General features: G+C 71.2%; 15 protein-coding genes. 8 read left to right on the forward strand and 7 right to left on the reverse strand.

Annotated elements, in window-relative coordinates:
* Positions 1–71: 71 nt before the first annotated feature.
* The 5 genes from WME82_RS06590 (at position 72) to WME82_RS06610 (ending at position 7065) form a co-directional block, all read left to right on the forward strand.
* Positions 72–1778, forward strand: a complete 1707-nt coding sequence (locus WME82_RS06590; protein WP_438042121.1) for a WD40/YVTN/BNR-like repeat-containing protein — start codon at positions 72–74, stop codon at positions 1776–1778.
* A 99-nt stretch (positions 1779–1877) separates the two neighbouring features.
* Complete coding sequence (locus tag WME82_RS06595) at positions 1878–4010, forward strand: molybdopterin oxidoreductase family protein (RefSeq protein ID WP_438042122.1); 2133 nt, start codon at positions 1878–1880, stop codon at positions 4008–4010.
* Entirely contained in the window at positions 4010–5461 is a 1452-nt protein-coding gene (locus tag WME82_RS06600; RefSeq protein WP_438042123.1) for an FAD-dependent oxidoreductase, read from the forward strand. Before WME82_RS06595 ends, WME82_RS06600 begins: the two co-directional genes overlap by 1 nt.
* An 83-nt stretch (positions 5462–5544) precedes the next feature.
* Positions 5545–6087, forward strand: coding sequence for a YkgJ family cysteine cluster protein (locus WME82_RS06605; RefSeq protein WP_438042124.1), 543 nt, complete (start codon positions 5545–5547; stop codon positions 6085–6087).
* A 318-nt stretch (positions 6088–6405) separates the two neighbouring features.
* Positions 6406–7065 carry a hypothetical protein gene (locus tag WME82_RS06610; protein WP_438042125.1) on the forward strand — a complete coding sequence of 220 codons (660 nt, stop codon included), beginning with the start codon at positions 6406–6408 and terminating at the stop codon, positions 7063–7065.
* A gap of 49 nt (positions 7066–7114) precedes the next feature.
* Here the strand turns inward: WME82_RS06610 and WME82_RS06615 are convergent, their stop codons facing one another.
* From WME82_RS06615 to WME82_RS06630, 4 genes are all read right to left on the reverse strand, one after another.
* The gene (locus WME82_RS06615; protein ID WP_438042126.1) at positions 7115–7702 is read right to left on the reverse strand and encodes a hypothetical protein; all 588 of its coding nucleotides are present in this window, start codon (positions 7700–7702) and stop codon (positions 7115–7117) included.
* A 301-nt stretch (positions 7703–8003) separates the two neighbouring features.
* On the reverse strand, positions 8004–8378 hold the full coding sequence (locus tag WME82_RS06620; RefSeq protein WP_438042127.1) for a hypothetical protein: 375 nt from the start codon (positions 8376–8378) through the stop codon (positions 8004–8006).
* Positions 8375–9517: a hypothetical protein gene (locus WME82_RS06625; RefSeq protein WP_438042128.1), complete on the reverse strand. Its 1143-nt coding sequence runs from the start codon at positions 9515–9517 to the stop codon at positions 8375–8377. The genes WME82_RS06620 and WME82_RS06625 overlap by 4 nt, the downstream gene beginning before the upstream one ends.
* A gap of 44 nt (positions 9518–9561) precedes the next feature.
* Positions 9562–9993 carry a hypothetical protein gene (locus WME82_RS06630; RefSeq protein WP_438042129.1) on the reverse strand — a complete coding sequence of 144 codons (432 nt, stop codon included), beginning with the start codon at positions 9991–9993 and terminating at the stop codon, positions 9562–9564.
* Positions 9994–10104: 111 nt separating this feature from the next.
* On the opposite strand from WME82_RS06630, the gene WME82_RS06635 reads away from it, so the two are divergent.
* Together WME82_RS06635 and WME82_RS06640 are read left to right on the forward strand one after the other, a co-directional pair.
* Positions 10105–10713 (forward strand): DUF2239 family protein, encoded by a 609-nt coding sequence (locus WME82_RS06635; RefSeq protein ID WP_438042130.1) that lies wholly within the window; start codon positions 10105–10107, stop codon positions 10711–10713.
* A 56-nt stretch (positions 10714–10769) separates the two neighbouring features.
* Positions 10770–12158 (forward strand): MATE family efflux transporter, encoded by a 1389-nt coding sequence (locus WME82_RS06640; protein ID WP_438042131.1) that lies wholly within the window; start codon positions 10770–10772, stop codon positions 12156–12158.
* Between the two features lie 40 nt (positions 12159–12198).
* On the opposite strand, the gene WME82_RS06645 is transcribed toward WME82_RS06640, so the two are convergent.
* On the reverse strand, positions 12199–13023 hold the full coding sequence (locus WME82_RS06645; protein ID WP_438042132.1) for an SDR family NAD(P)-dependent oxidoreductase: 825 nt from the start codon (positions 13021–13023) through the stop codon (positions 12199–12201).
* A gap of 66 nt (positions 13024–13089) precedes the next feature.
* Between WME82_RS06645 and WME82_RS06650 the strand changes: the two genes are divergently transcribed.
* Entirely contained in the window at positions 13090–13995 is a 906-nt protein-coding gene (locus WME82_RS06650; protein ID WP_437744659.1) for a LysR family transcriptional regulator, read from the forward strand.
* A 175-nt stretch (positions 13996–14170) separates the two neighbouring features.
* Here the strand turns inward: WME82_RS06650 and WME82_RS06655 are convergent, their stop codons facing one another.
* Both WME82_RS06655 and WME82_RS06660 read right to left on the reverse strand, forming a co-directional pair.
* Positions 14171–15697: an amidohydrolase family protein gene (locus WME82_RS06655; RefSeq protein ID WP_438042133.1), complete on the reverse strand. Its 1527-nt coding sequence runs from the start codon at positions 15695–15697 to the stop codon at positions 14171–14173.
* A gap of 135 nt (positions 15698–15832) precedes the next feature.
* Positions 15833–17677: a hypothetical protein gene (locus WME82_RS06660; RefSeq protein WP_438042134.1), complete on the reverse strand. Its 1845-nt coding sequence runs from the start codon at positions 17675–17677 to the stop codon at positions 15833–15835.
* Positions 17678–17730 lie beyond the last annotated feature (53 nt).

Raw genomic sequence — 17730 nt, forward strand, 5'->3', positions numbered from 1 at the left:
CGCCGGCAGCGCACAGGGGCCTGACACGATCGCGAGCGCCCCCTGTGCACCGGCCTGGTATCGTGCCGGGAATGAGCATCCGGCACAGCGCCGTCTGGGGACGAGGTCGCCTGATTGTCATCGCGGGATCCGAGGGGCACGTGCTCCGCTCGGAGGACGGCGGCCAGCGCTGGAAGAGGGCGCAGACGTCCACCCGCCAGGACCTGAGCGCGCTCGCAGGCACCGGCGCGGCGCTGATCGCCGCCGGACACTGCGGGACCCTGCTGTCCTCGCGCGATGACGGGCAGCGCTGGTCCGACGTGGGCTGCGGCGCGACGGCGGACCTGCGCGGCGTCGCCCTGCGGGACGACGGCGAGGCCATCGCGGTGGGGCTCGGCGGGACGGTGCTCCGCTCCGGCGATCACGGCCAGACCTGGGGAGCCGGGCCGAGCCCCGGAGACCTCTGCCTGGAGGCCGCCGCGGTCGACGCCGAGGGCCGCTTCCTCGCGCTGGCGCTCGAAGGGCAGCTCGCCACCCTGCAAGGGGCGACATGGACGCGCCACAACGTCCCGGGCCGGAGTCCGAGGGCGCTCTGCGCGCGAGGCGGGCTCGTGATCGTGGGCGACGGCGACGGCCATGCCCACGCGAGCCGGGACGGGGGCGCCTCCTGGGAGTCGCATTCCACCGGGACCGGGCGCTCGATCAAGGCGCTGTGGCTCGGCGCCGCGGGCGTCGTGATCGCGTCCGGCGAAAGCGGCATCCTGGCGATCAGCGAGGACGAGGGCCGCACCTGGAGGCGCACCGCGCTCCGGTCCGATCAGCACCGCTGCGCGGCGTGGGGCGATGACGAGGGCGCGATCTGGTGCGTGGGAGAGGGCCCCGCCGCCCGATCCCTCGATGGCGGGAAGAGCTTCACCAAGGTGCCAGTCCAGGCAGGGGACGCGCCGCTCGACGGGCCCTGGGAAAAGGTGCCTGTCCGGGGGAAGTTCCGGGGTCTCTGGGTGCAAGTCCAGGGGGTCGTGCTGGTGGGCGACGGAGGCACCATCGCGCGAACCCACGACGGCGGCCAGACCTGGGAGAGGAGCGCCGTGGAGGACGCCGGCACGCTGATCTCCGTGTGGGGCAGCGGCGAGACGATCCTTGCCGTCGGCGAGGGCGTCTCGCAGATCCGGACCGAGGACGGCGGGCGCTCCTGGATCGACGTGACAGGCAAACCCGGCGGCGCCTCGGTCCACGGGCAGAACGAGACAAGGGCGTTCGCCGTCCTCGATGGCCGGGTCTGCCGCCTCGTCGCGGGCGGCTCACGATGGCTGGAGCTGGAGGTCCCGCGCGAGCCGCGCCTCCGCGCCGTCTGGGCAGGGCCGGAGCAGCGCGCCGTGGCGGTCGGCTCCGGCGGAACCATCGTCCGCACGATCGACGACGGCGCCACGTGGGAAGCCGCGGAGAGCGGCAGCTCCCGCGATCTGTCCGCGATCTGGGGCAGGGGCGACGAGCTCTTCGTGACCGGTGGACTGGGCGTCAGCGACGTGCTGCGCTCTCGAGACGGCGGCGCGACCTGGGCGGTGGTGGCCCAGGTCTCCGGCAGCCTCAGGAGCCTCTGGGGAGACGACGCCGGCACGCTGTGGGCGTGCGGCGCGCACGGCGTGCTCCTGCGATCCATCGATGGCGGCCACACCTGGCGAGGCGAGGCGTCCGGCACCTGGGGCACCCTGTTCGAGGTGCGCGGGGACGGGGCCGATGTGTGGGCGCTGGGGGAGAACGTCCTGCTGCGCCGGCGACATCGGGCGTCGACAGATTAACTGCCCGCACATTCCTCAGAAATACGTTCGAAACAGAGCGATTGCTACACCAGGGAGAGCCTCCTCGACGCGCTCGGTGAGGGTGGCCGACGCGACTCCATGGCACCGCGCTCTTCCCTCCGGCTCAAGATCGTCACCTCCGAGACGACCACGCACACCCACTGTCCTTACTGCGCCTTCCAGTGCGGCGTGGTCATGACGGATCGCGCGGACCACGCGGGGGCGATCGACGTCCGACCGGACGACGATTTCCCCGTCAACCGCGGGCAGATGTGCATCAAGGGGTTCACCTCCGCGGCGCTGCTCGATCACCCCGAGCGGCTGACCGTGCCGAAGATCCGCGGGCGCGCCGGCCGCCTCCTGCCGGCGCGCTGGGACACGGCGCTCGATTTCGTCGCCGAGCGGCTCCTCCGGCTGCGCGAGCTCCACGGCCCCGCGGCGCTGGCCGCGTTCGGCAGCGGCGCCCTGACGAACGAGAAGACCTACCTCCTCGGCAAATTCGCCCGCCTCGCCCTCCAGTCGCCGAACGTCGATTACAACGGCCGTTATTGCATGTCCTCGGCGGCCGCGGGGCACAACAAGGCGTTTGGCATCGACCGCGGCCTGCCGTTCCCCGTGTCCGACATCGCCCACACCAAGGCGCTCCTCCTCTGGGGCGCGAACTGCGCGGAGACCCTGCCGCCGATCATGCAATGGATCTTCGCGCAGCGCGACAACGGCGGCGCGCTCATCGTCGTCGACCCGCGGCGCACCGACACGGCGCGCGCCGCGGCGCTCCACCTCCAGCCCACGCCCGGGTCCGACCTGGCGCTCGCCAATGGCCTGCTCTACCTCGCCCTCGAGGAGAAGCTCATCGACACGGCGTACATCGCCGCGCGCACGGACGGGTTCGACGATCTCCGGCGCGTCGTCCTCTCGTACCACCCGGCGCACGTCGAGCGGCTGACCGGGGTCTCCACGCAGGATCAGCTCAAGGCCGTGCGGCTGCTCGCCGAGGCGCCGAGCAGCATGCTGCTCTCCGGCCGCGGGCCGGAGCAGCAGTCGAAGGGGGCAGACACCGTGCTCTCCTTCATCAACCTGATGCTCGCGCTCGGCAAGGTCGGCAAGCCGTACAGCGGCTATGGCTGCCTCACCGGACAGGGCAACGGCCAGGGGGGCCGCGAGCACGGCCAGAAGGCCGATCAGCTCCCCGGCTACCGGCATATCGAGGACGCGGAGCACCGGGCGGCCATCGCCCGCGTCTGGGGCATCGACCCGGCCGAGCTGCCGGCCAAGGGGAAGAGCGCCTACGAGCTGCTCGACGCGCTCGGCCCCGAGGGGGGGATCCGCGCGCTGCTCGTGTTCGGGTCCAACGTGGCTGTCGCGTCGCCGAACGCGCTCAACATCGAGCGGCGGCTCGCCTCGCTCGATCTGCTCGTGGTCTGTGACGCCTTCGTCAACGAGACGGCCCGGGACGCCCACGTCCTCCTTCCGGTCGCCCAGTTCGCCGAGGAGGAGGGGACGATGACGAACCTCGAAGGGCGGGTGATCCTGCGGCAGAAGGTCCGCCCCGCGCCCCCCGAGGTGAAGACCGATATCGAGATCTTCTGCGAGCTCGCGCGCCGCCTCGGCGCGGGCAGGCACTTCCAGTACACGTCCGCGGAGCAGGTGTTCGACGAGCTGCGCCGGGCGACCGCGGGCGCCAAGGCGGACTACAGCGGCATCACCTACGACAAGATACGCCGGCACCGAGGCGTCTTCTGGCCGTGCCCGTCGGTCGAGCACCCGGGGACTCCGCGCCTCTTCGCCGAGCGGTTCCATCACCCGAACGGCCGGGCGCGGTTCCACGCGGTCCACCACCGCCCCGCCGCCGAGCTCCCCGACGACGCCTATCCGCTCTACTTCACGACGGGCCGCTACAAGGAACACTACAACTCCGGCGCCCAGACGCGCCGGGTCTCCAAGCTCGAAGAGGCCAAGCCCGAGCCGAAGGTCGAGGTCCACCCCAGGCTGGCGGCGCGCCTCGGCGTCGTCGACGGCGACTCTCTGCTCGTCGAGAGCCGGCGAGGGGCGGTCACCTTCCGGGTAGCGGTCGTGCCTTCGATCCGGCCGGACACGCTCTTTGCTCCGTTTCACTGGGGCGGCAGGAAGGCCGCCAACATCCTCACCGTGCCGGCGCTGGACCCGACCAGCCGGATGCCGGAGTTCAAGGTGTGCGCCGTCAGGGCGCGCCGGGTCTCGGAGTCGAACTGATGCGAAGGAAGGACCTTGTCATCGTTGGCAACGGCATGGCGGCGTGCCGCCTGCTGGACGAGCTGATGTCGCGCGGCGCCAGGGACCGCTACGACATCACCGTCTTCGGCGAGGAGCGGGGCGGCGCCTACAACCGCGTCCTGCTCAGCAAGGTGCTCGCAGGGGAGGCGCCCGACTCCATCGTCACGAAGCCCCCCGCCTGGTACGAGCGGAACGGGGTGCGGCTCGTCAGCGGGACCTCCGTGGCGCGGATCGACACCGGGTCGAGGGCGGTCGTGTCGGCGGACGGCGCGCGCCATCGTTACGACGTCGCCGTGCTCGCGACCGGCAGCCAGCCGCTCGTCCCGCCGCTCGAGGGCATGACGACCTCGGAGGGCGATCTGCGCCAGGGCGTCTTCGTGTACAGGACGATGGACGATTGCGTCCGGATGCGCGGCTGCGCGCGGGCGGGCGACAACGCCATCGTCGTCGGCGGCGGGCTCCTCGGCCTGGAGGCGGCCAAGGTGCTGAGCGACATGGGCCTCCACGTGACCGTCATCCACGTCGCGAAGAGCCTCATGAACGCGCAGCTGGATCAGATGGGCGGCGACATGCTCGAGCAGCACATCGAGCGCTGCGGCATCTTCGTCCGCACCGGGCGCACCGTCGAGGCCATCTGCGGGGACGAGGCGGTCGAGGGCTGTCGCCTCGACGACGGCAGCGTCCTGCCGGCGGACATGGTCGTCCTCGCGTGCGGCGTCCGGCCTCGCGTCGACGCCGCGCGCGCCTCCAACCTGCCCATCAACAAGGGCATCGTCGTCAACGACACGATGGCCACCCAGGTGCCCGGCATCTACGCGATCGGCGAGTGCGCGGAGCACCGGGGCAGGCTCTATGGCATCGTGACGCCCATCTGGGAGCAGGCCGCCGTCCTCGCCGACGTCCTGACGGGCGCGAACCCGCAGGCGCGTTACCGAGGCACGAAGATGTATACCCGGCTGAAGGTGGCGGGCGTCGACGTCACCTCCATGGGCAGCACCGAGCCGGAGCTCGAGAGCGACGACGTGCTCCAGGTCGTGGAGACGCGGAAGAGCACGTACCGGAAGCTGATCCTCCGCGACGGGCGACTGTTGGGCGCCCAGTTCGTCGGCAACACCGCGGCCGCGGCCACGCTCGTGCAGCTCTTCGATCGCAACGATCCGCTGCCCGCCGATCCTCTGGAGGCGCTCTGCGCCGGCGGCGGCGCGGGGCCGGCGGCGCAGGCCGAGCGCATCGTCTGCAACTGTCACAAGGTCAGCGAGGCGACCCTCCGGGAGGCCATCGAGGGCGGCGCCTGCTCGCTCGATGCGGCGTGCGCCGCGACGAAGGCCGGCACGGGGTGCGGCTCCTGCCGCGGCGAGGTCGCCCAGCTCGTGGCCCGGCACGCGCCCTCGCCGGAGTACGAAAGCGGCCGCGCCGTGGCCGCCGGATAACGTGGAAAGCACGCCGGGGCGAGCCGAGCGGCGCGGAGGCGCCCTTGGCGCGCGAGGATCCGCCCCGCTATAGACGCCGGCGAATGCACCGCACGCCGCGCGAGCGCCTCCACGAGCTCTTCACCAAGGTCGACGCGTTCTTCGCGAGCGCGAGCGCCCGCCACGGCGGGCGGATGGCCTGCCGCACCGGGTGCAGCGACTGCTGCCGGCGGCGGTTCTCGGTGACGTCGATCGAGGGCGACGCGATCCGCGAGGCGCTCGCGGCGCTCCCGGAGGCCGACCGCGCGGCGCTGGCCGAGCGCGCGCGGGCGGGCGATCCGGGCGTGTGCCCGGCGCTCGACGGGGAGGGGAGGTGCGCGATCTACGCGGCGCGGCCGCTCATCTGCCGCACGCACGGCCTGCCCATCCGGTTCGCGCCGGCCAGCGAGCGCGCGCTGCCGGTCATCGACGCCTGCCCGAAGAACTTCGTGGGAGAAGACCTCCACGCCGTCGAGGCGTCGTCGGTCCTGGACCAGACGACGCTGTCGACGGTGCTGGCCGCCCTCGACATGGCCCACGCCGACGCAGCGGGGCAGCCGCGAGGGCAGCGCGTCGCGATCGCCGCGGTGCTCTCGGGCGAGGGGTAGCCGCCGCCGGGCCGTCGGCCTGATGACGAGCCGGTCCGGCTCAGCCGAGCAACGGTCGCCGGCGCCAAGAGGCTCCTGGCCTCGGCTTGCGTGCGCTCGCAGTGGCACAGATCAGGCATTGGCACAGGCCAGCTATGGCCCAATAATCTGGCTCAATATGGGCCAGGTGCTGAGCGTGTGCCCATGAGTACACGCTGATTTTCGGGATATTCAGGTTGGCCCGCGGGTTGCTTTCAGGTGGTGGCCCACTCTGGACCGATGGCAGGTCACGGCACACGCCGTCATCGGACCGGAGGGGCAGCTTATTGGGAGGATAGAATGACCAAGTCGATCAGAGGGTTTGGGTTGGTGGCGGCGGCTGGCGTGGTGTTCTCGGCCTTGCTCAGCGGTTGCGGCTCGCAGGGTGCCGATCGCGGGCCGGACGTCGGCTCGATCAGCTTGCCGCTCGCGGCCGATGCAGCGTCTGGAGCGCGATATCGGCTCCGCGACGCCACGTTCGAGATCTCGAACGGTTATTACTACTACGAAGATGAGAATACCTCGGCCATGGCTGTCGGTGGTGGCTACGGAACTGTGGTGACGGTCAGCAGCGAGGACGAGGATCCGGACGCGAGCTCCATCCTCGTCGATCTGGAGCAGGGCAACTACGGCGTCAGGCTCCTTCCGGGCTGGCACTTCGAGAAGGTCGAGGACGGCACGGTGACGGATCCAAACGTGGAGGCCACGCTGCTGTCGTCGCAGAATGTCTACGTTAACGTCTCGCCGCATTCGACGAGCTGGGTTCAGTATGCGTTCGGTATCGGGAGCAGCGAGCTGTGGCTCAACGGCAAGGTGAACCTCGACATCAACGTCTACGAAGATCCGGACGACTACTACTACGGCGGAAACGTAACTTCGGGCGGCCCCGGGGGTGCGGGCGGCGGCGACTACAGCTCTGGATACAGCGCGGCGGGGGTCGGCGGCAGCGGCGGTTATTAGCGCGGGCGAGAGGAGCTGAGCGGAGCGGAGCGAGCGACGTTCTCGCCCGTCAGCGAGGGCTGCATTGCACGACGCAGAAGGCCGTGGCGCCCTTGGCGCGGGCGCTCGCCTCGCACGACCGCTTCGCTTGCTGCGACGCCATGAAGCGGTCCTTCGCCGAGCCATTGCCGAACACCATCTGATAGTTGCACGCGCCCGCGAAGCCGCAGACGCGCACGGACGCGCTCGCCGTACACCACCAGGACGTCCCGCCCGCCGCGCTTCCGTTGCTCGGGCTCCCATTCGAGGAGCCCTCGCTCGGGGAGGCGGGCGTCCGCGCCGCTGTCGACAGAGGCGCCGGCGCCTCACCCGTCTCGTCGTCGGCACCAGGCGACGGGGCATCACCCGCGGCGCGGTCGCCGGTGGACGGGTCTTCGCCCGCCGCCTCGTCGGCCTCCTGGTCGGGGCGAAGCGGGGTGCTCGTCGACGTGGGCACCACCGGCGAGAGGCCGCCGGCGGTCGACACGCCGGAAGGCGTGGTCTCGACGACGGTTTGCTCCGGCGATGCGCTCGCCACCAGGTACACCGCGCCGCCGATCACGAAGATGGCGCCCACGCCCAGCGCGAACAACCCGCCGAGGACGATGAGCACGATCACGAGCGGCGACAGGCCTGACTTCGGGCGCTGCGGCGGCGGTGGAGGGTAGTAAGGCGGCGGCTGCGGAGGGTAGTGATGCGGCGGTTGCGGAGGGTACTGAGGCGGCTGCTGCGGAGGGTACTGAGGGCGCCCTGGACCAAACATCTCGCAGTCATAGCGCAGCGGAGCCGTCCGCGCTGCGTGAGACGAACACCCACGCTGTCGGCGAACGAGCGATGTCGCGTCGGACGAGCCCGCCCGCAGGGGCGCTGTCCGCGGTGGTGTCGCTCCGGAGCCGGCAGAGCGGCGCTCCGCGGCCCGCTCACACCCAGCCGGTCGTGGCGCGCAGGAGCAGCCCGAGCCCGAGCGACGCGCCGTTCGCGAGCGCCGAGGCCGCGATGGCGTGCGTGGCAGGCAGCTCGCGCAGCGCGAGCCGGTAGACGCCGAGCTCGAGCAGCACCGCCCAGAGCTCCGAGAGGGCCAGTCGCGCCGTGGCGCCGATCGCGAGCGCGGGGAAGATGAACCACACCGCCGGGTGACTCGCGAGGTTGGCGACGGCCACGAGCGCGGCGCGGCGGCCTCGTGCCCGCTCCGCCGCGCCGAGCAGCGGTGAGGCGACGGCGAGCTCGATGAGCAGCGTGAACGCGAACGCGCGCGCCCAGGCGGCCACCAGCGGATCGGTGAAGACACGGCTCATGGTGCGGCCGGCTGCGCGGCGATCTCGGGCCCGCCGCGGTCCGCCCCGCGCGCGCGCCCGGACCGCTCCTGGCGCGCCTCCTCGGCGCGCCGGCCGACGTCGCCGCGGACATAGAAGTACGCGAGCAGCGCGAGCTCCAGGTACCCGTGGAAGGAGGCGAGCGAGAGCACCAGGTTGCGCGTGCCGAGCGCGCCGCGCAGGGCGCCGAGCAGCACCAGGGCGGCGATGAGCGCCACGGCGGCGAGCCCTGCGTCCCCGAAGTCGCGCCGGAGCGAGCGCGCGGACATGCGGAAGGTGGTTGTCCGCTGGCCCGGGTGATCTTCCTGGGGAATGAGCAGCAGCCAGACCGCGTAATGGACGGACTGCAGGAACGCATAACATGCGGTGAGCGCGACCGCGGAGCGGGTCGGCAGCCCGGGAGCGAGCCAGTCGCTCGCCAGGAAGAGGTGCAGCCCGAAGGCGTCCAGCCAGCCGGCGCGCAGGGTGAGCGAGGTCATCGCCCCGCTCGCGAGGAGCGCGGTCCCGGCCAGCACGAGGCCGAGCGGCCAGGCGACCGCGCGCACCCGGCGGCGGAAGAGCGCGAGCCACAGCGCGAGCGCGACCAGGTTGTGCGCGTGCGCGAGGACGAGCCGGAAGCCGCGCGGCGCGGCGAGCGCCGCCGCCGACAGCGCCACGGCGGCGGCGGCGGCGAGCGCGACGCGCCGCCACGCGCGCGACGCGAGCGCGCCGGCGACGACCGCGGCGCCGAGCCAGGCGGCGAGCAATGCGTGCTCGGCGCGGAGCAGCGCCGCTGCCGAGCCAAAGAGCTCCTGGGCGCCCCGCAGCCCCAAAAGCGCGGCGCAGGCCGCCCAGACGACGCCGCGCCACCACGACGGCAGCCCGCGCCGCAGCACGAGGTAGCGCACGTCGGCCGCGACGTGCAGGACGCCGAGCAGGACGGGCCCGAGCACGAGCAGCGCGCTCGGCGCAAAGACCGCCATGGTGAAGGCGCCGAGCGCGTTGGCCGCGGCGAGGGTGGCTATCCTGCGATCGGGGCGCGCCACGACCGCGATCGCGAGCTCGCTCCTTCGGAGCAGGCCGAAGAGGCGCCGCCGCGCGCCGTCGAGCGGCGCGACGCCGCGCTCGAGCAGGCGGGCCACGCTCGCAGGCGGAGGACCGGGCGCGCGCACGGTCGACGCCCGGTTCAGCGGCGCCGGCGGGCGGCCACGAGCGCCGCGGCGCCGCAGAGCAGCATCAGCCCCGCCATCGCGCCGCCCGAGGCGGCGCCGCTCATGGCGCAGCCTCCGTCGTCCGATGACGCCTTGTCCGCGCCCGCGCTGCCGGCCGACGTCGCGTCCCCGCCCGAGGTCGACGTCGCGCTCCCGCCCGAGGAAATGCACAGATTGCAGTCGTATTCCATCGTGGTGAAGCCGCCGTCCTCGCCTGGCAGCGTTCGCTGGCACTTCTGCTGCGTGCACGTGCCAGGCTCGTTGTAAGCGGGCCCTGCGTTGTTACAGCTCGACCCCGGCGTGTCGCAGCTCTCGGGCGGCGGGACGTCCGCCCGCGCTGAAGAAGAGGTGAGCAGCGGCGCTGCGAGCAAGGCGGCGATCGCCACAAGGCACGAGGGCTTCATCATCCCGCCACTCTGTGCTTTTGCACGGAAAACCGCAAGAGCGGAGCCTCCGAGCCACGCTCGTCGCGCCTGGCCCTTGCCAGGGAAATATACCCGGGTAATATTGTCGGCGTCATGAGCGACCCGCCGACGTTGCCGACCTTCACCGCCTTTGCCGGCGCCGAGCGCGTCGTCCGCGGCACGCTGGAGGAGACGCTGCGCGAGGCCAAGAGGCGGCTCGACGCCGATCCGGAGCTCCGGCTCCTGATCTTCGAGGACGCCTCCGGGAAACAGGTCGACTTCGACTTCCGGGGCACCCTCGATCAGGTCCTCTCGCGCGCCAGGCCCGAGCGCCCGGCCAGGGCGGGCCCCGGGCGCCCGAAGCTCGGGGTCGTCTCGCGCGAGGTGTCGCTCCTGCCCCGCCACTGGGAGTGGCTCGAGCGTCAGCCGCAGGGGATCTCGGCCGCGCTCCGCAGGCTGGTGGAGGAGGCCAGCAAGCGCGCCCCGGACGAGGACCGCGCCCGGGAGGCGCGCGCCGCGGCCAGCCGCTTCATGTGGGTCATGGCCGGCGACCTGCCCCTGTTCGAGGAGGCGTCGCGCGCGCTCTTCGCGTCGGACAAGCGGCGCTTCACGGAGCTCACGCGCTCCTGGCCCGCGGACGTGCGAGAGCACCTGAACGAGCTCTTGCGCGAGGGCGGGGCCTTCCCTGCAGCGCGCGAGGGCAAGCCGCGGCGAGCGAGGTAGCCGCGGCCGCCGAGCCGCCATCCACGAGACGGTCAGATACTACCCGGTAAAAATATATGGACACCAACATCGAAGTCGAAGCGCCGTCCGCGCCGCGCGGCGTGCACGACATGACGCAGGGCAAGCCGCGCGCGCACGTCGTGCGCGTCATGCTGTTCATCCTGGCCGGCATGGCGATCCAGACCCTCTATGGCCTGATCGACATCTACTGGGTGGGTCGCCTCGGGAAGGAGGCCGTCGCCGCCGTGGCGGTCTCCAGCAACCTGATGTTCGTCTCCCTGGCCGCGACGCAGATGCTCTCGGTCGGCTGCGTGGCGCTCGTCTCGCAGGCGGCCGGAAGAAAGGAGCACGGCGAGGTGCAGCGCCTGTTCAACCAGGTGCAGAGCCTCGCCACGTGGGCGGGCGCCCTCTTTCTCGTGCTCGGCCTCGCGCTTCACCGCACGTACGCCGAGCGGCTCTCGGGAGACGCCATGACCGCCGAGCTCGCGAGCAGCTTTCTGCTCGCGTTCATTCCGGCGCTCGCGCTGCAGTTCACGATGGTGGGGCTCGGCTCGGCCCTGCGCGGCATCGGCGACATGAAGCCGGGGCTCGTGGCCCAGACCGCGAGCGTGCTGCTCAACATGGTCCTCGCGCCCTTCCTCATCTTCGGCTGGGTGTCGGGGCGCCCGCTCGGCGTATTCGGCGCGGGCCTCGCCACGCTCCTCGCGACCGCGGCCGCCGTCGTGGGGCTCGCCGTCTATCTCCTGCGCGGCAAGACGTTCCTTCGCCTCCGCCTCGCCGACTGGCAGCCTGACCTCCCCACATGGCGAAAGCTGGTGGCCATCGGCTTGCCCTCGGGCGCGGAGTTCTTGTTGCTGGCCGTCACCATGGGCGTGATCTACGTGGTCACGCGCCCCTTCGGATCGGAGGCGCAGGCCGGGTTCGGCATCGGGCTGCGGCTGATGCAGGCCGGCTTCATGCCTGCCGTGGCGATCAGCTTCTCCGCTGCGGCGGTCGTCGGCCAGAACTACGGCTCCAGCGCCTACGCTCGCGTCCGCGAGACCGCGCTCGAGAGCGTGAAGCTCGTGCTCGGGTTCATGCTCTTCTTCACCCTGGTCTGCCAGGTCTTCCCTGCGCAGCTCGTCGCGCTCTTCTCGCCCGCGCCGGACGTCATCGCGGCCGGCGTCGACTACCTCCAGGTGACCTCCTGGGGTTACTTCGCGAGCGGCATCGTGTTCGTCTGCGCCGGCGTCTTTCAAGGCCTCGGCAACACCTGGCCTTCGCTCGCCGCCTCGGGGGCGCGCGCGCTCGCGTTCATCCTCCCCGTGCTCGTCCTGAGCGCGCGCCCCGGCTTCCGCATGCACACCATCTGGCTCGTCTCGGTCGGCACCACGCTCGGCCAGCTCGGGCTCCAGCAGATCCTGCTGCGGCGCGAGCTCGCGCTCAAGGCGCCCGTATCGCCGTGACGCGCTGCCGGGGGGGGCGCAGCGCTCGGCCGAGCGCAGCTCAGGGACGTGCGCCCGCCGTCCTGGCAGGCAGGGCGCGCACCTGGTTCTTCCGCATGACCTCCGCCGTCAGGCGAGCCGCCATGGCGCGCGGCACGAAGCGCGCGAGGTTCGAGAGGATGTAATTGCCGAGGCCGTGGATGGCGTGGGTTCGCCCCGTCGAGAGGGCGCTCAGGCCGAGCCGCACGACGTCGCTCGCCTTCGCCTTGGCGCCCACGGCCGCGGCTTCCCCGGCGATCTCGAAGAACGGCGTCTCGGTCGCGCCGGGGCAGAGCGCGACCACCTTCACGCCCCGCTCGCCGAGCTCGGCCCAGAGCGCCTCGCTGAACGAGAGCACGAAGGCCTTGGTCGCCCCGTACACCGCCATCGAGGCGATCGGGTAGAACGCCGCCGTGGACGCGACGTTGAGGACCGCGCCGCGCGTCCTCACGAGATCGGGCAGGAACGCGTGGGTCATCGCGACGAGCGCGCTCACGTTGAGCGCGATCTCCTCGAGCTGCCTTTCGATCGGCGTCTCCTCGAAGCGGCCGTGGGTCGCGAATCCGGCGTTGTTGATGAGCAGGTTGACGGACACGCCGCGGCGCGCGACCTCGGCGTGCACGCGCCCGATCGCCCCCGCGCTCGTGAGGTCGTCGGCGATCACCTCGACGCGGACGCCGTGCGCGGCGCGCAGCTCGGCGGCGAGCGCCTCGAGCTTGTCGCGCGAGCGGGCGACGAGGATCAGGTGGCATCGCTGCCCGGCGAGCTGGCGGGCGAATTCGGCGCCGATGCCGGTGGAGGCTCCAGTGACGAGGGCGTTCCGGTTCTCGAAGGGGTGTCGCGTCATGCCTCCATGTGTAAGCTCTGTGTGGGTTCGCGAGAACGGACATCTTCGGGCATCGGAGTTCCACGGATGAAAAACGACGCCTTCTCCTGGGACGACCTGCGCGTGCTGCTCGAGGTCGACCGACGTCGCAGCTTCCTCGGCGCGGGCAAGGCGCTCGGGCTCTCCACCTCGACGGTCGGGCGGCGCATCGACGCGCTCGAGCTCGCGCTCGGCCGGAAGCTCGTGCACCGGACGACCGCCGGGACCTCGATCGATCCGGCGGCGCGCGCGCTCGTCGCGCTCGCCGAGGGCATGGAGAGGGAGCTCCGCGTCGAAGGGAGGGACGCGCGCGGCGCCGAGTCGCTCGAGGGCGTGGTGCGCGTCTCGATCAAGGAGAGCTTCGCGCGCCCGATGGCGAAGGTCCTCTCCGCGTGGCGGCGTATCCACCCCGAGACGCTGATCGAGCTCGCCTCGGAGGCGCGCCTCGCGGACGTGGCGAAGCGTGAGGCCGACCTCGGCGTCCGGACGGTGCGCTCGTCGTCGAAGGCGCTCGTCGAGAAGCGCCTCGGCACGTTCTCGTACGGCCTCTGGGCCTCGAACGAGTATGTCGAGCGACACCTGCGCGACGGCCACCTGCGCGAGGCGGACTTCCCGCGGCACGACTTCGTCGGCTACGACGGGCCGGGGCGGGAGTCCGAGCAGGAGCGGTGGCTCGTCGCCCGCGGCGCGCGTCGGTTCCCGTTCCGTTCGAGCTCGGACGACGCGATGCTCACGGCCGCGAGCGAGTCCCAGGGCATCTGCATCTTCGCGGACGCGCTCGCGCGCGACGTGCCCGGGCTGCGGCGGCTCGCCTGCGCGACGCCGCTCCCGACGGTGAGCGTGTACCTCGTGGTTCACCGGGATCTGCGGCGCGTTCCGCGGATCCGCGGCGTCGCGGGGGCGATCGAGGAGGCGATCCGCCAGATCGCCGTTCGGGAGAAGGCTCGCGGCTAGTTTCGGCCGCCAGGAGTCCGAAGGGAGAGTTCAACGCAAAGACGCAAAGACGCAAAAATGCATGAAAATTCTTTCTTTCTCTCTCTCTCTCTCTCTCTCTCTCTCTCTCTCTCTCTCTTGCGCCTTTGCGCCTTTGCGTTGAACTCTCCATCCCCCGAACGCGGCAGTTACAGCCTCAGAAGAGCACGCGCTCGACGCCCGCCGCGTCGAGGAGGTAGTCCCTGGACGCCTCGAGGCCGGCGCGGAGCCGGCCAAAGTTCACGCCGACGAGCTTGCCTCGCCATTTGCGGATGCTCCCCGCGACGATGACCGTGTCCACATTGCTACGGTCCATCAACGTCACCACGGCCCCCGGTACGTTGTTGAGCGGCGCCACATTGATGGCATCCGCTCGCAGCAGGATGATGTCGGCCTCCTTGCCCGGAGTCAGCGAGCCGACCTTGTGGGAGAGCCCGGCCACCCGGGCCCCCTCGACCGTGGCCAGGCGGATGACATCGCGGCACGTGAGGAGCTCGGGCAGATCCGTCTCTCCGGCCAGCGCGCGTTCGTTGATGAGCGCCCGCTGAAGCGTGAAGACGGTCCGCATCTGGGTGAAGAAGTCCGCGGTCATGGTGCACTCGACGTCGGTGCTGAGCGCGGGCTGGACGCCATGATCGAGCGCGGCCTGGATAGGCGGCATGCCGTGCCGCATGGTCATCTCGATCGGGGCCGCGATCGAGACGTTCGCGCCCGAATCGGCGATCGCCTGCCAGGAGGCCTCCGAGATGGCGCTGGCGTGGATGAACTCGAGATCAGGCCCCATCAGACCCTCGCTCTCGATCTGCTCGATGAGCGTGCCCTGGCCGATGCTGCCGACGAGGTGCGTCACGATGGGCAGGCCGTGCTGGCGCCCGATCGCCCAGGTATCGCGCCACGCGGGGTCGAACACCTCCCCGCCCATGGCCAAGGTCAGGAGCTGGTCGGTCGAGGAGAAGTACTGGCTCTGGATCCGATCGAGATCGTTCGGGAAGATGTTGCCGGGGCCCGCGCCCGGCGAGTACACGAAGAGCGCTCGGCGGCCCGATTCCTGCAGCCCATGGATGACGGCATCGGTGTGCTCCGGCGTGTGGCCCACCTGGGACGTGTCGACGACCGTCGTCACGCCGGCATCCAGCTGGCTGAGCGAGGAGGCCAGTATGGCGAGGAAAGCGTCCCGTGGTCGGAAGACCGGCGTGATGGTGAAGTGGATGTAGTCGAGGTAGTTCTTCTCGCCGTGCGGCAGCCCGTCGTTGGCCAGGAGGCCGTCCGAGAGGAAGCTCCGCAGCGCGGTCTGGTACTGGTGGTGATGGGTGTCGACGAACCCCGGCATCACGATCGTGCCCGCCGCGTCGATGATCTCCGCGCCTGGCGCGTGCAGGTGCGGCCCGACCGCGATGATCTTCTTGCCCTGCACGAGCACGTCGCCCCGGGCGAAGTCCCCCACGTTCGGATCCATGCTGAGCACGGCGCCGCCTCTCAGGATGTAACGCCGGTGCGGGGCGCCTGTCCCGTGCGGCATGTCCTCATCGTGCTCCGCCCTTCCCGTCGCCGCCGCGGGAGTCGAGAAGGCCGCCGCAGCACCGAGCGCTGAAGCTCCCACCGCGAGAAACCGGCGACGAGACGAGGCCGCCTCGCCTGGCTCTCGGTCGTGGTTCGAGTCGTTTCCACAGAGCTTCTGGCACATACCAAGTTCCTCCTGCTCAGTTCACGCGTCCTTCTGTCGTGCCCCCGCCTCTCGAGACACCGACCACTGCGTTCTGGTGGGCTGAGCAAAGCAAAGATTAACCCGGTGCGGAAGCCAGCGTCGAGCCTTGCGAGATCACCTGCCCAGCGCAATCATCCTCTCGTTTACCCAGTCGTCGCCGGCGAGGGGGTGCACGCCGGCCCCGTCCCGATCGAGCGCGAGGCCCACGGAGAGCAGCCCACTCTTCACGAGGAACGCTCCCCTGGGGGTCTGCCCGTCGGACTTCGTGAGCCGCCCGCGGATCGCGAGATCGCCCCCCTTCGCCTCCAGCAGCCTGAAATCGACGCCGGCGTCCGCGCGCCTCACCTTCGCGGATGCCTTGAGCCCCTCCATCGTGAGGAGCCCCGCGGCCCAGCCGGGAATGGCATCCTCTGCGTCGAGCAGCATCACGGCCGGCCGCGCGTCCTTGCATTCCACGCGGATCGCCGCCTCCATGAGCCCCCGCCTCACCTCGGCGTCCTCGATGTCGATGTGCGCCCACCAGCCAGGGATCGCCTCGCCCTCGTGCTCGATCGCGAGGTCCTCGATGTCGATGCGGCCCTTCCGCAGCTTGGCTGCCTGATTCAAGACGTCCGCCGCGTCGAGCGTCATGCGCGCCGCCACGTCGCCCTTCACCCTCGTCTTCTTCCACTGCAGGGCGCCGTGTTTCAGCAGCAGGTTCAGCGAGCCCGTCCCCCGGCCCAGCGGGTCGACCTCCAGGCTGCTCCGCATGAAGGCTGCGCCGCCGGTGAACCGCGGCGCGTCCGGCGCGGCGCCCTCGACGTTCAGCCAGCGCAGGTCCGGGATCGCCGCGGCGACGACATCCACCTTCGACGCGAACCCCGGCTGCAGCCGCAGGAGGTGGAGCTCCGGCGCGTCGAAGGTGGCGCTCGCCCTCTCCACGACGATGGGCGGCAGCCCGCTTCCCGGGCGCTCGAGCGTCGCGCGGGGCAGCGTCACGGCGAGGCGCGCCGCTCCGCGCTCGTCGACGCGGAGCGCCGCGCGCGCCTCGGCGGTCGCGCGGAGCGACGCGGTGGAGGCCACGAGGTGGCTCGTCTCGTAGGACGCGGTGCTGCCCGGCTCGACGCTCCCCCGGTTCACGACGAGGTCCGTCCGGAGCTCTCCGCTCCCGTCCTCGAGCCGGGGTCCGGCGCCCTCGCCCGCGGGAAGGGGGATGAAATCGAGCCCCGGCAGCTGCGCGTCGAGGCGGACGCGCGCCCAGGCGGTTTCGAGGACGTCGAGCCCGTCGACGTCCCGCGGATCGAACGTGCTCATCGTCACGTCGGCGTCGGCGTCGAGCCGCGCGACGACGCGATCGGCGACGTGGACCTCGCCCGACCGGAGCTCCAGGGCGACGGGCCCGACGCGAACGGCGCGGAGCGGCTTGTAATAGAACCCTCCCCGCACGCGACCGCCGCCGGCATACCGGACTTGCTGGATCCAGACCTCCTTGAGCGTCGTGTCGATGCCTTCCAGGTGCACCGTCCACAGGTTGTAGCCCTCGTCCGAGTTCTCGAGATCGTGCTTCGGCGGCAGCTCCGGCTTGAGCGGAGGGTTCGCGAACTCCGGGATGGGCGGCAGCGCCTCGATGTGCGGCGCCTCCAGATCGCGCTCGCTCGTCGGATCCACGAGCATCCGCATCCGGAACACGAAGCCCGTGGCGCGGATGTCCTCCGCATAGAACTTCTTCCGGAGGAGATCGGTCAGGTGGATATCGACGTCCGCCTCGTCGAGCTCCACCGCCCACTGAAGCACGCTGTCGGAGCCGCTGAGCCGGAGCTCTTTCACGTGAACGACGCCCGGCCAGAGGCTCCACGCCGACCCGTAATAGAGCGAGGCGTCGACGGGGTTGTAGCTGACGAGCCTCGCGATGAGCCCCGTGCTCAGCATGACGTTCACGACGACGACGTAGCCGAGCCAGAGCGCGAGAGGCAGGATCAACAGCGTTTTCAGCGCCCTCCTGGCCCGTGGCCCTAGCCGCCCGCTGAGCGCAG

Origin of the sequence: Sorangium sp. So ce128 (genome assembly GCF_051525245.1) — a bacterium.
In the GTDB taxonomy this organism is placed as follows: domain Bacteria; phylum Myxococcota_A; class Polyangia; order Polyangiales; family Polyangiaceae; genus Sorangium; species Sorangium cellulosum_B.

What these genes read in the sequence shown, in the direction of transcription:
- WME82_RS06590 (WP_438042121.1), top strand. Translation starts at nt 72, where the DNA reads ATGAGCATCCGGCACAGCGCCGTCTGGGGACGAGGTCGCCTGATTGTC.
- WME82_RS06595 (WP_438042122.1), top strand. Translation starts at nt 1,878, where the DNA reads ATGGCACCGCGCTCTTCCCTCCGGCTCAAGATCGTCACCTCCGAGACG.
- WME82_RS06600 (WP_438042123.1), top strand. Translation starts at nt 4,010, where the DNA reads ATGCGAAGGAAGGACCTTGTCATCGTTGGCAACGGCATGGCGGCGTGC.
- WME82_RS06605 (WP_438042124.1), top strand. Translation starts at nt 5,545, where the DNA reads ATGCACCGCACGCCGCGCGAGCGCCTCCACGAGCTCTTCACCAAGGTC.
- WME82_RS06610 (WP_438042125.1), top strand. Translation starts at nt 6,406, where the DNA reads ATGACCAAGTCGATCAGAGGGTTTGGGTTGGTGGCGGCGGCTGGCGTG.
- WME82_RS06620 (WP_438042127.1), bottom strand. Translation starts at nt 8,378, where the DNA reads ATGAGCCGTGTCTTCACCGATCCGCTGGTGGCCGCCTGGGCGCGCGCG.
- WME82_RS06630 (WP_438042129.1), bottom strand. Translation starts at nt 9,993, where the DNA reads ATGATGAAGCCCTCGTGCCTTGTGGCGATCGCCGCCTTGCTCGCAGCG.
- WME82_RS06635 (WP_438042130.1), top strand. Translation starts at nt 10,105, where the DNA reads ATGAGCGACCCGCCGACGTTGCCGACCTTCACCGCCTTTGCCGGCGCC.
- WME82_RS06640 (WP_438042131.1), top strand. Translation starts at nt 10,770, where the DNA reads ATGGACACCAACATCGAAGTCGAAGCGCCGTCCGCGCCGCGCGGCGTG.
- WME82_RS06645 (WP_438042132.1), bottom strand. Translation starts at nt 13,023, where the DNA reads ATGACGCGACACCCCTTCGAGAACCGGAACGCCCTCGTCACTGGAGCC.
- WME82_RS06650 (WP_437744659.1), top strand. Translation starts at nt 13,090, where the DNA reads ATGAAAAACGACGCCTTCTCCTGGGACGACCTGCGCGTGCTGCTCGAG.
- WME82_RS06655 (WP_438042133.1), bottom strand. Translation starts at nt 15,697, where the DNA reads ATGTGCCAGAAGCTCTGTGGAAACGACTCGAACCACGACCGAGAGCCA.